Origin of the sequence: Campylobacter concisus, from assembly GCF_902460535.1 — a bacterium.
GTDB classification, from domain to species: domain Bacteria; phylum Campylobacterota; class Campylobacteria; order Campylobacterales; family Campylobacteraceae; genus Campylobacter_A; species Campylobacter_A concisus_AS.
Genome location: NZ_CABPTV010000005.1, coordinates 41,763 through 56,739 on the forward strand (window position 1 = coordinate 41,763; position 14,977 = coordinate 56,739).

Consider the following 14,977-nt stretch of genomic DNA (forward strand, 5'->3'; position numbering starts at 1 on the left):
AGATGGCAAGGATAGGATTTTTAAGCCACGCTGATATGAGCATACACTTTTTTAGACGCCCTATTATGCAGGCTTTAAAAGATATGGGGCATGAAGTTTTTGCTATCGCTCCAAAAGGAAATTTCACTAATGAACTTGCTAAAAGCTTTCACACCGTCACCTACGAGCTTGACAAGGCGAGTCTAAATCCACTAACCGTGATAAATAACTCAAAAAAACTATCTCAAATTTTAGGTGAGCTAAATTTAGACCTGCTGCAAACTGGCGCTCACAAGTCAAATGTCTTTGGCACATTTGCCGCTAAAAATGCTGGCATAAAACACGTGATAAATTTGGTTGAAGGCCTTGGTAGCTTTTATATCGATGATGATATTAAGACAAAGGCTGTGCGTTTTGTCATGGAGAGCCTTTATAAGCTCTCTTTTGCAAAGGCTGATGCTTGTATCTTCGTAAATGACGCAGATTCAGACTATCTGATCTCAAGAAATTTGATAGATAAAAGCAAGGTGTACCGCATAAAAAGCGTCGGCGTCGATACTGCTAAATTTGACCCAGCTATCACGCAGGCGGCTGACCTTGGTGAAAAAAAGGTCATTTTAATGATCGCAAGAGCTATGTGGCACAAGGGCGTTCGTGAATTTTACGAGGCAGCAGAAATTTTAAATGGCTACAAAAACTGTGAATTTGTCTTTGTGGGCGAGGGCTTTGCTGGCAATAAATCAACCGCGGACGAGAGCTTTTTAAAAGGTGGCAAAGTGCGATATCTCGGCGCTAGAAACGACATCCCGCAGCTTTTAAAGGCTTCTTATTTACTTGCTTTGCCAAGTTATAAAGAGGGCTTTCCAAGAACGGTTTTAGAGGCGATGAGTATGGCTAAAGCAGTTGTCGCAAGTGACGTTACAGGCTGCAATGAAGCTGTAAAAGAGGGCTACAACGGACTTTTATGCAAGGTAAAAGACGCAAATGACTTAGCAGATAAAATCAAAATTTTGCTTGATGATGAGGAGCTTTGCGCTAAGCTTGGGCAAAATGGCAGGGACTGGGCGGTAAGCGAGTTTGACGAGAAGCAAATCGCAAAAAGATATATAGAAATTTATAGGAAATTTATAGATGTATAGAAATTTTTTAAAGAGGACGATTGACATTTTGGGAGCTTTGTTTTTGCTCATTTTAACATCACCCATCATCATAGCAACGGCGATCTTTATCTATTTTAAAGTAAGCCGCGATGTTATTTTCACGCAGGCAAGACCAGGGCTAAATGAGAAAATTTTTAAAATTTATAAATTTAAGACGATGAGCGACGAGCGTGACGCAAATGGCGAGCTCTTGCCAGATGAACAGCGTCTTGGTAAATTTGGCAAACTGATCCGCTCTCTTAGCCTTGATGAACTACCACAGCTCTTTAACGTGCTAAAGGGCGATATGAGCTTCATTGGACCAAGACCGCTTTTGGTTGAGTATCTACCCATCTATAACGAAACGCAAAAGCATCGCCACGACGTGCGCCCTGGTATCACAGGCCTAGCGCAGGTAAATGGCAGAAACGCCATAAGCTGGGAGAAAAAATTTGAATACGACGTATATTATGCTCAAAATTTAAGCTTTATGCTTGATGTAAAGATCGCCTTGCAGACCATCGAAAAAGTGCTAAAACGAAGTGGTGTCAGCAAAGAGGGGCAGGCGACGACGGAGAAATTTAATGGCAAAAACTAAGAAAATTTACATCTACGGAGCAAGTGGGCATGGTCTTGTGATCGCTGATATCGCTAGAAATAATGGCTATGATGAGATAGTTTTTTTAGATGATGCTAGTGAGCGTAAATTTAGCCCAGAGCTAGAAAAAGCTGACATCATAATAGCCATAGGCGATAATAAAACTAGGCAAAAGATCAGCCAAAAGGTAGAGGATGTTGGCTTTGAGATAGTAAATTTGATCCATAAAAGTGCAGTTGTGAGCGGGAGTGCCGTGATAGAAAAAGGTGTGGTTGTCATGCCAAATGCCGTGATAAACGCAAAAGCTCGCATAAAAGAGGGCGCTATCATAAACTCTGGCGCGGTGATAGAGCATGAGTGCGTGATAGGTAAATTTGCTCACATCAGCCCAAATGCAGCCCTTGCTGGAAATGTGAGCGTGGGAGAATTTACGCATGTTGGCATTGGCTCAAGCATCATTCAAGGCATAAGCATCGGCAAAAACTGCATCATTGGCGCTGGAAGCGTGGTCGTTATAGATATAAAAGATGGCATAAAGGCTTATGGCGTGCCTGCATGCGAGCGCACTAAGATATAAATTTAAAAATAAGTGCTAAAATCGCCAAAAAATCACGAAAGGTATGAAAATGGATAGGGTTTTTTTATCTCCACCAAATATGAGTGGAAAAGAGCAGGAATATATAAAAAAAGTTTTTGAAAGCAACTACATAGCGCCACTTGGCGAATATGTCAATAAATTTGAAGATAGCATAAAGGCTTATACTGGAGCCAAAGATGCGCTTGCACTATGCGCTGGAACTGCGGCACTTCACCTAGCGCTTCGCGTCCTTGGCGTGAAAGATGGCGATCTTGTGCTTGCTTCTAGCTTTACTTTCATGGCTTCAGTCTCGCCGATACTTTATGAAAAGGCAACTCCAGTCTTCATCGACTGCGACGAGAGCTGGAATTTAAGCCCAGAGCTACTTAAAAAAGCGATCTCAAATTTACCTAAAAAGCCAAAAGCGCTAGTCGTCACTCATCTTTACGGCCAAGCTTCAAAGATGAAAGAAATTTGCGAAATTTGCCAAAACGAGGGCATCGCTTTGGTTGAAGATGCAGCTGAAGCACTTGGCGGATTTTACGGTGGCAAGGCACTTGGCACATTTGGCGTGATGGGTGGATATAGCTTCAATGGCAACAAGATCATCACCACTTCAGGTGGCGGCATGCTAGTTGGAGATAGTGAATTTGTAGAAAAAGCTAGATTTTACAGCACACAAGCAAGAGAGCCTTTGCTTCACTACGAGCATAAAGACTACGGCTACAACTACCGTTTAAGTAACGTCCTAGGCGCTATTGGCGTGGCTCAGATGGAAGTTTTGGAAAAAAGAGTCGAGCAAAAGAGAAAAGTCTTTGAAATTTATGAAAAAGAGCTTGGCGATATTTTAGAATTTATGCCAGAGCTACCAAATTCTCGTGGCAACAGATGGCTCACAACTGGCGTTTTTGCTAAAAAAGACGCACATTTAAATGTTATAAAAGCACTAGCTGATGCAAACATCGAGAGTCGCCCACTTTGGAAGCCTATGCACTTACAGCCAGTATTTAAAGGCGCGCTAAGTTTTGTTGATGGATATAGCGAAGATCTATTTTCAAGAGGAATTTGCTTGCCAAGCGGCAGCGATATGAGCGAGCAGACACAAGAAAGAGTGATAAAAATAGTCAAGGAAAATGCGTAAATGTTTCATGCAACGAAGTTAAAAAGGCTCGTATTTTTCCTTCTTGGCGATGTTTTTATATTTGTTTTTTCGATATATGCAGCATATCTTTTAAGATTTAACGCTGACATTCCAGATATCTACGTGCAAGGACTTTTTGTAACGGCTGGATTTTTGATCGTATTTAAGCTCTTTTTCATGTGGATATTTAAAATTTACAAGGTGCCATGGAGATTTTTTGGCTTAAACGAGGCACGTAAAATTTTCCTAGCTCACGTTTGCGCGGCGATCTTATTTACACCACTATTTTTTGTATTACAAGACATTTTTGCAATGTATCCAAGAAGTGTTATTTTGATAGATATGCTTATATCATGCTTATTTATTGGAATATTGAGAATTTCAAAACGAATGGCGCTTGACTTTTCAAACAGACCTCACAAAGGCGAGCCTTGTATCGTTATAGGCGCGACCTCAAAGGCACTTCATGTCTTACGTGGCTTAAAGCAGGGCTATCTTGACTACTATGCAGTTGGCGTGGTAGATGGCAGAAGCGATCTTGTTGGCACATATTGTGATGGATTTTTAGTTCAAGATAAAAAAGATATACCAAGCCTTATAAAAGACTATGACGCAAAGACTGCTATCATCGCACTTGCGCTCGATCAAGACGAGCTTCAAGCTTTAGTTGATGAGCTAACTGGATATGGCATAAGAGATATGAAACTCTTCTCGCTTATCGAAAATGAGCCGATCAAAGATATCTCGATCGAAGATCTGCTCGCTAGAAAGCCAAAAGACCTTAATCCAGAGGCTATTTCAAATTTCTTAAAAGATAAAAGAGTGCTTGTTACTGGAGCTGGTGGCAGCATAGGAAGCGAAATTTGTAAGCAGTGCTTGAGATATGGCGTAAGTGAGCTTATAATGGTTGAGCACAGCGAGTTTAACCTTTATAAAATTGGCGAAGATACAAGAGATAAAAGAACTGTTAGCAAGCTCGTAAATATCACAAATTTAAAAGACTTTGAAGAGGTTTTTGAAGAATTTAGACCAGAGATCGTTATCCACGCAGCAGCTTACAAACACGTGCCACTTTGCGAGCTAAACCCTCGCTCAGCAGTTGAAAACAACATCCTTGGTACAAAAAATGCAGTCGATCTTTCGAAAAAATATGGTGCTAAGAAATTTGTCATGATCTCATCAGACAAGGCAGTGCGCCCAACAAACATAATGGGCACAACTAAGCGTGTTTGCGAGCTTTATGCGCTAAATTCAAACGAAGCAGGTGTGTGCGAGATAGTTTGTGTGCGCTTTGGTAATGTTCTTGGCTCAAGTGGCTCAGTCATACCTAAATTTAAGGCGCAGATCGCTGCAAACAAGCCTTTAAGCGTCACGCACCCAGAGATCACAAGGTATTTTATGCTTACATCTGAAGCGTGCCAGCTAGTCCTTCAAGCAGCCTCTATCGCAAAAGGCGGAGAGCTTTTTGTGCTTGACATGGGCGAGCCAGTTAAGATCGTCGATCTTGCTAAAAAGATGCTTCTGCTTTCAAACAAAGAGCATCTGGGTATCGAATTTGTGGGGCTTAGACCTGGCGAGAAGCTTTATGAGGAGCTACTTATCAACAAAGATGACGTTCAAACTAAGTATGAGTCGATCTTCGTGACACACTCACAGCCATACGATCTAACTCTTTTAAATTCACAGATAAATGGGCTTTTACAGCTTGAAGATGACGAGGTAGCGCCTGCTCTTAAGGTGATCGTGCCAGAGTTTAATCATGCATTAAATTTAAAAGGCTAGTTTTGGTTATAAAAGATATTAAGAGATTTAGTGACACGAGATATAAGGCAAGGGCGTATATCTGCTATTTATTTAGTAGAAATTTGCCAAACAGGCTGCCTGGAGTGTGCTTAGAAAACATAAAAGCTGGCTTTGATAAGATCAGCCATGAGATAGAAAATTTTGACGCACTATACATTTTAGACGAAAATGGCATACAGATCGAAGACTCGATCAGCCTAAATGAAAAGTATAAAATTCCAAAAGGCGAAAACCGCGCAAACAAAGCCTACTACTACACCGCTGTGCGCGAGAAAAGGTGCGTTTTAAGCGATCCATATCCATCAAGTCTAAATGGAGGTTTGTGCGTCACAGCAAGCGTGCCTATCTATAATGAAAAAAATGAGCTTAAATTTATTGCCTGCATCGACATAAGCCTAGAAAATATCCTAAATATGGTCGATAGCGGCTTTGTCGAGGAGCATTTTGGTAGATTTTTAAAGACAGTTTATGCACTATTTTGTGCATCGCTTTTTATGATCTGTGCGTTTTTGTTTTGGCACGGCGTAAAGAGCTTTATCTCAAAGAGTATCGAACATATAAATGTCGAAGAAATTTTTGAATCAACCATTATTTTAACGCTAGCTCTTGCCATTTTTGACCTTGTTAAGACGATATTTGAAGAAGAGGTGTTAGGTAAAAATCACGAGGAAAATAGCGTTATTTATAAGACGATGGTTAGATTTATCGGCTCTATCATCATCGCACTTGCCATCGAAGCGCTTATGCTTGTGTTTAAATTTGCCATCACTGCACCTGAAAATATCATAAACGCTATCTATCTAATAGGCGGTGTGGCTATGCTAATGGCGGCACTTAGCTTTTATCTCTTTAGCGTAAAAAGACAAGAGAACAGATGATTGCTATTATTGATTATGGCGCGGGTAACATCAAAAGCGTGATAAATGCTTTTAAATTTCTTGGGCATGAGTGCGTTTTGCTAAGTGAGCCTGAGAGTTTAAAAGAGCACTCTCACATCGTTTTGCCAGGCGTTGGAGCTTTTGGTGAGGCGATGAAAAAGCTAAAGATGAACGGCATGGATGAAGCTATAAAAGAGGCTGTAAAAAGCGGAAAAGCCTTTATGGGAATTTGTCTTGGCATGCAGCTTTTATTTGAAAAAAGCTCCGAATTTGGCGAGCATGAGGGGCTTTCTCTTTTGCCAGGAGAGGTTGTTAAATTTGATGAAGCTAAATTTGATAAGCCGCTAAAGATCCCACACGTTGGCTGGAACACGCTTAGCTTTAAACAAAATGGCCCTTTAAATTTAGGGCTAAAAGAGCTTGAATATTTATATTTTGTGCATAGCTACCACGTGGTTTGTGATGATAAATTTGCGCTTGCAAAGACGGGCTATGGCTATGAATTTACAAGCGCGGTTCAGCATGAAAATCTCTTTGGCTTTCAGCCACATCCAGAAAAAAGTCACGAGGTTGGGCTTAAAATTTTAGAAAATTTTGCGAGGTTGTGATGGAAATTTTCCCAGCGATAGATCTAAAAGAGGGGCAAGCAGTTAGGCTTAGCAAAGGGCTCATGCAAAGTGCTAAAATTTATAGCAGTGAGCCGAGTGAGCTTGCTAAGAGGTTTGAAGGCTATGGCGCAAAATGGCTGCATGTGGTCGATCTTGACGGAGCATTTGCAGGAGAAGCTATAAATTTTAACACGATCGAAAAGATAGTAAAAGCTACAAATTTAAAGGTGCAAGTTGGTGGCGGCATAAGAGATGAAGAGCGAATAAAGCGCTATTTAGACCTTGGAGTTAGCAGAGTGATCCTTGGCTCAGTTGCTCTTCGTGATCCAGAATTTACAGCAAAAATGGCTGGAATTTACAGGGTTGTAGTTGGCATAGATGCCAAAGATGGCTATGTGGCAGTGCAAGGCTGGGGCGAGGTTTCAAACATAAAAGCAGTCGATCTTGCAAAAAAATTTGCAGATGTGGGTGTAGAAGCTGTGATTTGCACCGATATTAACAAAGATGGAATGCTTGGCGGAGTTAATGTTGATTTTAGCTTGCAAATAGCTAGAAGCAGCAAACTTGAAACCATAGCAAGTGGCGGTGTGAGCGATATGAACGACATTTTAGCACTTAAAGAGACAAATGAGATAGCTGGTGTGATCGTTGGTAAAGCTTACTATGAGGGACGACTTGATTTAAAAGATGCTTTCAAACAAGTTGGCTAGCGTTAAAGCTTTTATAAATTTTAATTAGCTAGAATAGGGCAATTTTTACTAAAAGGATATTATGTGAAGATTTTGGTTGTAGATGACAGCTCAACAATGAGAAGGATCATAAAAAATACTTTGCAAAGGTTAGGACATCAAGAAATTCTCGAGGCTGAGCATGGGCTTGAAGCTTGGAATATCTTGACGCAAAACGAGGGTATTGAGGTTCTTATTACTGACTGGAACATGCCTGAGATGAACGGTCTTGAGCTTGTTAAAAAAGTAAGAGCTGAGCAAAAATATGTTGATATGCCTATCATAATGGTAACAACAGAGGGCGGAAAAGCCGAGGTTATAACAGCTTTAAAAGCAGGTGTTAATAACTACATCGTAAAACCTTTTACGCCACAAGTTTTAAAAGAGAAGCTTGAAGACGTTCTTGGTTAATGAAAGATAAATTTTACGAATTAAGCATCAAAACATCAAATTTTTATGATGAAATTTTAGAGTTAGTTTTTTCTTTTGGGGTCACCTGTGTAGAAGAGCTAGATCATGAGATCATCATCAGGGAAGAGTATGATCTAAAAGATATAGCTTTGGGTGTCGAAGAGTATGTAAAAGGGCTCTCTAGCGTTCGTAAAATTCCAAATGATTTAAAAATTTCTCTTAATTTAAAAGAAAATAAAGACTGGCTAGGTGAATATAAAAAGGCAGTTAAGCCTATTTTGGTTGATAAAATTTATATTAGACCTAGCTGGGAAGAGCCACTTAATGGCGTAACAAATATCATAATCGACCCAGCTCTAGCCTTTGGCTCAGGGCATCATGAAAGCACAAATTCTTGCTTGCAACTTTTACAAAAATATGCAAAAAGTGGCGATAGTGCTTTAGATGTGGGATGTGGAAGCGGGATATTAAGCATCGCTTTAGCAAAGCTTGGCTGCAAGGTCGATGCCTGCGATACAGACGAGCAGGCCACGCAAAGCTCGCTTAGTAATGCCCAGCTAAATGAGGTTAAATTTAATAAAATTTGGACAGGATCTATTGCAAATTTAGAGCAAAAATATGATATCGTTGTAGCAAATATCATTGCTGATGTCATTTTTATGCTCTCAAATGACTTGAAAAAATCGCTTAAAAAAGGCGGCTATTTAGTATTGTCTGGAATTTTGAACAAATACGAAGATAGGATTAAAGATACGTTTAAGGATTTGGAGCTAGTTGAGATAAAACAGGCTAATGATTGGGTTAGCTTTGTTTATAAGGAAATGGATGAATAATCAAAATAATAACCAAAATAATGGCGATAATAACGGGTTTTTTAACAAAAATCCCATCTTTATCTTTGCTATTTTTGCGATAGTTATAGTTCTAGCTTTTAGAAGCTTTAGCGGCGACGGACTAGGCGGTACTTTTGGGCTTGGTAGCAACGCTCAAAGCAAGATGATAGCTTATTCTGAATTTAAGGATATGCTAAAGAATAAGCAATTAAATGAAGTTGCGATATCTGAAACCACGATAAAAGGCGTTGGTAATAACAAAACCATCTACCTCGCAAAGCGCATAAATGATCCAACGCTCATTGGCATACTTGAGCAAAACGGCATAACTTACAGTGTTTATAGCGAAAATAACTGGTTTGGAGATCTTATATTTTCATGGATCATACCGGTATTTATATTTTTTGCTATTTGGATGTTTATCGCTAGTCGTATGCAAAAGAATATCGGCGGTGGCATACTTGGCATAGGAAGTGCGAAAAAGCTTATAAATTCTGAAAAACCAAAAGTTAAATTTGACGATGTTGCAGGTGTTGAAGAGGCAAAAGAAGAGGTTCAAGAGATAGTTGACTATCTAAAGAGCCCAGATAAATACCTAAGACTTGGCGCAAAAATCCCAAAAGGTATTTTGCTAGTTGGCCCTCCAGGTACTGGTAAAACACTTCTTGCAAGGGCAGTTGCAGGCGAGGCTAGCGTACCATTTTTCTCTATGTCGGCATCAAGCTTCATTGAGATGTTTGTTGGCGTTGGTGCAAGTAGAGTTAGAGATCTTTTTGAAAATGCAAAAAAAGAGGCTCCAGCGATCGTTTTTATAGATGAGATCGATGCGATCGGTAAGAGCAGAAATTCTGGTCCAATGGGAGGAAATGATGAGAGAGAGCAGACGCTAAATCAGCTTCTTTCTGAGATGGACGGCTTTGATGCGGATAAGTCACCAGTTATTGTTATAGCAGCTACAAACAGACCTGAGGTTTTGGATGCTGCGCTTTTAAGACCTGGTAGATTTGATAGGCAAGTGCTTGTTGATAAGCCTGATTTTAAGGGACGTTGCGACATTTTAAAAGTTCATATGAAAGATGTAAAGATCGGTAAAGACGTTAATATCGAAGATATAGCAAGGCTTACTACAGGTTTAGCAGGGGCTGATCTTGAAAATATCATAAATGAGGCAGCTCTTCTTGCAGGACGTAAGTCAAAGACTTTTGTTGAGCAGGCTGATCTAGTGGAGGCTGTCGAGAGATCGATAGCTGGCTTAGAGAAAAAATCACGCCGCGTAAATCCAAAAGAGAAGAAGATAGTCACTTACCATGAAAGCGGCCATGCCTTGGTAGCTGAGCTAACAAAAGGTGCAAAAAGAGTGACAAAAGTCTCAGTCGTGCCACGTGGTCTTGCAGCGCTTGGCTATACGCTAAATACACCTGAAGAGAATAAATTTATGATGCAAAAGCATGAGTTGCTTGCAGAAGTGGATGTTCTTTTGGCTGGTAGGGCTGCTGAAGAGGTCTTTATAAAAGAGATATCAACTGGAGCTAGTAATGACCTAGAGCGTGCAACTGATATCATAAAAGCTATGGTTAGTATGTATGGTATGAGCGATGTTGCTGGTCTTATGGTGCTTGAAAAGCAACGCGCAACATTTTTAAATGGCGGACAAAGCATAAAAGACTATAGTGACAAGATGGCTGAAAAGGTCGATGAGTTTGTAAAAGCACTTCTTCATGAGAGATATACGGCTGTGCTTGGTCTTCTTGAAATTTATAAAGGTGCCATTGAAAACATGGTCTCAGCGCTTTATGAAGAAGAGACTATCGAGGGAAAACGAGTTAGAGAGATCATCAAAAACTACGAAGAAGAGAATGGTCTTGAAAGCAGGCTTGTAGAGCTTGAAGAAGAGGAAAAAGGCAAAAAAGAGGAATAAAATGAGTGGTTACATCGCTAAAGCAGGGTATAAATTTATATTATTCTTTTTGATTTTATTTGTTATATCTGTGTTATTTGGGTTTGTGCCACTATTTTTTCTAGCGTTACTTATTTTAACTCTATATTTTTTTAGAGACCCTGAAAGAGAGCCTTTTACTGATGATAAACTAGCCTTACTTTCGCCCATAGATGGTAAGATAAAAGAGATCAGCGTTTCAAATTTTGATGATAAAGAGGTAGCTAAGATAGTTATCTCAAAGCCATTTTTTGGCGTAGGTACGCTAAGAGCTATAAGCGATGCTAACGTCACTGAAGTTAAAAAAAGGCATGGGCTCTTTTTATGCCAGGCTATGAAAATTTCAGAGATGCTAAATGAAAGAGCGATAATTCGTTTTGAAAAAGGAAATATCAAATTTGCTATGAAGATCATAGCTGGAGTTTTTAGTAGAAGTTTGGAAATTTATAACATTACCAGCCTAAAAGCCTCTAGAAAATTTGGCTTTTTAGGAAGCGGCGAAGTGATCTTATACTTGCCAAGAGATACTAAAATTTGTGTAAGTGTTGGCGAGAGCGTTAAAGCTGCTTCACTTCTTGGATACTTTGAAGAGGAAAAATAAAATGAATAGCTTACAAAAAATGCAGTTAATGTATATCTTGCCAAATTTATTTACCGCAGCAAGCGCTTTTTTGGGCGTTATAAGCATTATTTCATCTATTCAGGGAAACTATTTTAAAGCTATTATTTACATCATTCTTTCACTGATTTTAGACGGACTTGATGGACGCGTGGCAAGACTTACAAAGACTACAAGCAAATTTGGAGTAGAGTTTGATAGCCTTGCAGACCTTGTAGCATTTGGTGTGGCTCCGGCGATCTTGTTTTATCTAACGGTTGGCGCAAAATTTGGCAGATTTGGTGCACTAATAGCAGCTATGTTTGTAGTCTTTGGAGCTATTAGACTTGCTCGTTTTAACGTCACCACCGGCACATACGAGCCAAATGTTTTTATCGGACTTCCTATACCATCAGCAGCTATCATTGGAGTGCTTTGGGTTGGAGTTTATTTAAAGTATGAGTTTTTATATGGCTTTGAGTGGTGCTTGATACTACTTGAAGCGGTTTTAGCTATCTTGATGGTTAGTAATATCCGCTATCCAAGCTTTAAAAAGATGAACTTAAAACAAACTCATGTTATAAGAATTTTAGTAGCGCTCGTAGTTGTATTTTCTATGCTTTATCTATATCCTTATGAGAGTGCGACATTTTTGATGAGTGTTTATATGCTTTATGGTATTATTAGAGCGGCTATAATGTTTAGCAAAAATCATAAAAAAAAGGAGAGTGAATGAGCGAAAACGGCATAATAAAATCGCGTAAATTTTTACCAAAAATCGAAATCAAAAACTCTCTACTGCTGCTACTTAGGTAGCAAATTCTTCTTTACTTAACTCATTAAATTTAAATATAAAAAATAATAAAAGGACAAAAAATGGATAAAAATAAAATTATAATCTTTGATACGACTTTAAGAGATGGCGAACAAAGCCCGGGAGCGTCGATGAACACAGCTGAAAAGCTACAGATCGCACTTCAGCTTGAAAGGCTTGGTGTTGATGTGATGGAGGCTGGATTTGCAGCGGCTAGCCCAGGGGATTTTGACGCGGTAAATCAGATCGCAAAGCAAGCTTCAAACATCACTGTCTGCTCGCTTGCACGTGCAGTTGAGCGTGATATTAAGGCAGCTGGCGAGGCAATAGCTCCAGCAAAAAACAAAAGAATTCACACCTTCATAGCAACAAGCCCGATTCACATGCAGTACAAGCTAAAAATGAGCCCAGACGAGGTGATCAGGCGTGCGGTTGAGGCGGTACAATACTCAAAAACATTTTGCGATGATGTGGAGTTTAGCTGCGAGGATGCATGCAGAAGCGAGATGAGCTTTTTAAAAGAAATTTGCGATGCAGCGATAAACGCAGGGGCAAAAACCATAAACATCCCAGATACGGTTGGCTACTTGTATCCAGAGGAGATCACAGCTCGCATTAGCGAAATAGTAAAATTTATAGGCGATAGAGCGGTAGTTTCGGTGCATAACCACAACGATCTAGGCATGGCTACGGCAAATTCGCTAGCCGCCATAAAAGCTGGTGCAAGGCAGGTTGAAGGCACGATAAATGGTATAGGTGAGCGTGCTGGAAATGCTGCGCTTGAAGAGATCGTGATGGCTATAAAAACTCGCCAGGACGTCTTTGCACCACTTTACACAGGCATCATCTCGAAAGAAATTTATCCAACTTCAAGGCTGATCGCTAACATCACAGGCATCGAGCCACAGCCAAACAAAGCAATCGTTGGCAAAAACGCCTTCGCGCACGAGAGTGGCATCCACCAAGATGGCGTGCTAAAACACAAAGAGACCTACGAGATCATCAGCGCTGAGAGCATCGGCTTGGAGAAAAACTCGCTCGTCCTTGGCAAACACAGCGGCCGCCATGCGTTTAAAGATAAGCTTGCTAGTCTTGGATTTGACCTTGATAGCGAGGCGCTTAATAAGGCGTTTGAGAAATTTAAAGACTTGGCGGATAAGAAAAAAGAGATATTTGACGACGATATCAGGGCGCTTGTGGCAGAGGAGATCACCAAGATTCCACAAGCTTACGAGATCACAGACTTGCTTCAAAGTAGCGGTGGCAGCTTAGCAAGTGCTTCTATGAGCATCAGGCACAACGACGAGATCGTTAGTGACTCAGCCCTTGGCAATGGCACAGCAGATGCGATATTTAAGGTAGTTGATCGCATTAGTGGCATTAGTGGCACGCTAAAAGACTATAAGGTCACAGCTGTTTCTCAAGGCAAAGACGCCCTTGCAAAGGTCGATGTAAAAGTCGAGTTTGAGGGCAAAACAGCCGTAATGGGTCACGGACTTGATATCGATACGATGATGGCAAGCGCTAAGGCCTATGTTGGCGCATTAAATAGCTACCTTCGCATACATAAAAACTAAAATTTTAGCCAGCTGCTAGATTTTCAGCTGGCTACTTTAAATTTAACTCTCTTTGAATAAAGGTCTAAATTTATTGGCTTTTTAAATTCTAAAATCTTACAAACTTGCCTTAGTAGACTACTAAATTTAGAAGCATAATATGCCAGCTCTAAATTTAAAATTCGCGTTAGATTTTAACCGCATGCAGTGCGAAGCACTGAAGCATGCACTTTGAACGTGCGAGGGGATTGAGGGATTTAAAGGGAGATAAGGGGGCGGCTTCGTAATTCAAGTCCCCTTGTCTCCCTTTTGGATAAATTTATTTCGCAAGCAAAATTTTAAAATCTCACTCACAAGAATTAACTACTAAAATTTGGCTTCGCTTAGCGCTTAGCTCAAATTTTAGAGCCGAAATTACTCGTTCTTAAATTTTAAAATTTGCTTGACCTCTTTTGGCGTATTTACCTATACGCTCTCGTGCAAATTTCTATAATTATGTTAAATTTAAACAAATTTTAATAGATAAATGCCGATAATTAGGGCTTTAAATCACCTTAAAGGATAGACATGAAAAAGATCTTTGCTCTTTTACTGACAGCTTTTGTTGCTCTTTGTGCAAACGAGCTAAAATTTGGTACAGCGGCAAACTACCCGCCATTTGAATACATCGATGAAAACAACAAAATAACAGGCTTTGACATCGATTTGATAGACGAAATTTCAAAGCGTGCTGGCTTTTCATACAAGATCATAAATATGAGCTTTGATGGTCTCATCCCAGCGCTTAAAGCTGGCAAGATAGATGGCATCATAAGTGCGATGAGTGCGACTCCTGATAGACTAAAGTCGATTGATTTTACAAAGCCATACTACCTAACTGAAAACATCTACCTAAAGAAAAAAGGCAACGACGCTTTAAAAGCTAAAGAGGAGCTAGCTGGCAAAAAAGTAGGCGTGCAACAAGGCACCATCCAAGAGCTAGCTGCAAATGCGATAAATGGCGCAAAAGTAGTGCCTTCAGAAGATACTGTGCCACTCATCATGGGGCTAAAAGTTGGCAAATTTGACGCGGTTATCCTTGATAGCTCGATCGGCTATGGCTTTATCAAGAAAAACCCTGAAGTAGAGGCGTTTTTCAAAGAGGTTGATGGTAGCGAAGGCTTTTCAATAGCTTTTGATAAAAATAAGCAGAGCGAGCTTATCGCTAAGATAAATCAAATTTTAGATGAGATGAAAAAAGACGGCAGCTACGACGCACTGCTTAAAAAATACGAACTAAAATAACACCTCCCAGCTAGCCTGCAAATTTAGCAGGCTAGCTTTATCTTGCATTTTAAAATTTATACTAAAATCCGCTTTTACATAGAAATTTAAAGGA

Annotated in this window: 15 protein-coding genes; all 15 read left to right on the top strand. The window is 40.0% G+C overall.

Annotated elements, in window-relative coordinates; all coding sequences use genetic code 11:
• Positions 1-2: 2 nt before the first annotated feature.
• The 15 genes from pglA to FZ945_RS06015 all read left to right on the top strand — a co-directional run bounded on the left by pglA (position 3) and on the right by FZ945_RS06015 (position 14,883).
• Entirely contained in the window at positions 3-1,118 is a 1,116-nt protein-coding gene (gene pglA, locus FZ945_RS05945) for a N,N'-diacetylbacillosaminyl-diphospho-undecaprenol alpha-1,3-N-acetylgalactosaminyltransferase (protein ID WP_148803236.1), read from the top strand.
• A complete protein-coding gene (pglC, locus tag FZ945_RS05950; RefSeq protein WP_148803238.1) occupies positions 1,111-1,716 on the top strand; it encodes an undecaprenyl phosphate N,N'-diacetylbacillosamine 1-phosphate transferase in 606 nt (201 codons plus the stop codon). Before pglA ends, pglC begins: the two co-directional genes overlap by 8 nt.
• Complete coding sequence (gene pglD, locus FZ945_RS05955; protein ID WP_148803240.1) at positions 1,703-2,293, top strand: UDP-N-acetylbacillosamine N-acetyltransferase; 591 nt, start codon at positions 1,703-1,705, stop codon at positions 2,291-2,293. Before pglC ends, pglD begins: the two co-directional genes overlap by 14 nt.
• A 49-nt stretch (positions 2,294-2,342) precedes the next feature.
• Positions 2,343-3,434, top strand: coding sequence for a UDP-N-acetylbacillosamine transaminase (pglE, locus tag FZ945_RS05960; RefSeq protein WP_148803242.1), 1,092 nt, complete (start codon positions 2,343-2,345; stop codon positions 3,432-3,434).
• Positions 3,435-5,216 carry a UDP-N-acetylglucosamine 4,6-dehydratase (configuration-retaining) gene (gene pglF / locus FZ945_RS05965; RefSeq protein WP_148803244.1) on the top strand — a complete coding sequence of 594 codons (1,782 nt, stop codon included), beginning with the start codon at positions 3,435-3,437 and terminating at the stop codon, positions 5,214-5,216.
• A gap of 2 nt (positions 5,217-5,218) precedes the next feature.
• Positions 5,219-6,115, top strand: coding sequence for a PDC sensor domain-containing protein (locus FZ945_RS05970; RefSeq protein ID WP_009294679.1), 897 nt, complete (start codon positions 5,219-5,221; stop codon positions 6,113-6,115).
• Positions 6,112-6,723: an imidazole glycerol phosphate synthase subunit HisH gene (gene hisH, locus FZ945_RS05975; protein ID WP_148803245.1), complete on the top strand. Its 612-nt coding sequence runs from the start codon at positions 6,112-6,114 to the stop codon at positions 6,721-6,723. The genes FZ945_RS05970 and hisH overlap by 4 nt, the downstream gene beginning before the upstream one ends.
• Positions 6,723-7,433, top strand: coding sequence for a 1-(5-phosphoribosyl)-5-[(5-phosphoribosylamino)methylideneamino]imidazole-4-carboxamide isomerase (gene hisA, locus FZ945_RS05980; RefSeq protein ID WP_148803339.1), 711 nt, complete (start codon positions 6,723-6,725; stop codon positions 7,431-7,433). Before hisH ends, hisA begins: the two co-directional genes overlap by 1 nt.
• Before the next feature lie 63 nt (positions 7,434-7,496).
• Positions 7,497-7,862, top strand: coding sequence for a chemotaxis response regulator CheY (locus FZ945_RS05985; protein WP_002939933.1), 366 nt, complete (start codon positions 7,497-7,499; stop codon positions 7,860-7,862).
• Positions 7,862-8,695 (top strand): 50S ribosomal protein L11 methyltransferase, encoded by an 834-nt coding sequence (locus tag FZ945_RS05990; RefSeq protein ID WP_148803247.1) that lies wholly within the window; start codon positions 7,862-7,864, stop codon positions 8,693-8,695. Before FZ945_RS05985 ends, FZ945_RS05990 begins: the two co-directional genes overlap by 1 nt.
• Complete coding sequence (ftsH, locus tag FZ945_RS05995; protein ID WP_148803249.1) at positions 8,688-10,613, top strand: ATP-dependent zinc metalloprotease FtsH; 1,926 nt, start codon at positions 8,688-8,690, stop codon at positions 10,611-10,613. Before FZ945_RS05990 ends, ftsH begins: the two co-directional genes overlap by 8 nt.
• A gap of 1 nt (position 10,614) precedes the next feature.
• Positions 10,615-11,232 carry a phosphatidylserine decarboxylase gene (locus FZ945_RS06000; RefSeq protein WP_148803251.1) on the top strand — a complete coding sequence of 206 codons (618 nt, stop codon included), beginning with the start codon at positions 10,615-10,617 and terminating at the stop codon, positions 11,230-11,232.
• Between the two features lies 1 nt (position 11,233).
• Complete coding sequence (gene pssA, locus FZ945_RS06005) at positions 11,234-11,965, top strand: CDP-diacylglycerol--serine O-phosphatidyltransferase (RefSeq protein ID WP_148803253.1); 732 nt, start codon at positions 11,234-11,236, stop codon at positions 11,963-11,965.
• A gap of 140 nt (positions 11,966-12,105) precedes the next feature.
• Positions 12,106-13,620 (top strand): 2-isopropylmalate synthase, encoded by a 1,515-nt coding sequence (locus FZ945_RS06010; protein WP_148803255.1) that lies wholly within the window; start codon positions 12,106-12,108, stop codon positions 13,618-13,620.
• A 546-nt stretch (positions 13,621-14,166) separates the two neighbouring features.
• Positions 14,167-14,883, top strand: coding sequence for a basic amino acid ABC transporter substrate-binding protein (locus FZ945_RS06015; RefSeq protein WP_148803257.1), 717 nt, complete (start codon positions 14,167-14,169; stop codon positions 14,881-14,883).
• Positions 14,884-14,977 lie beyond the last annotated feature (94 nt).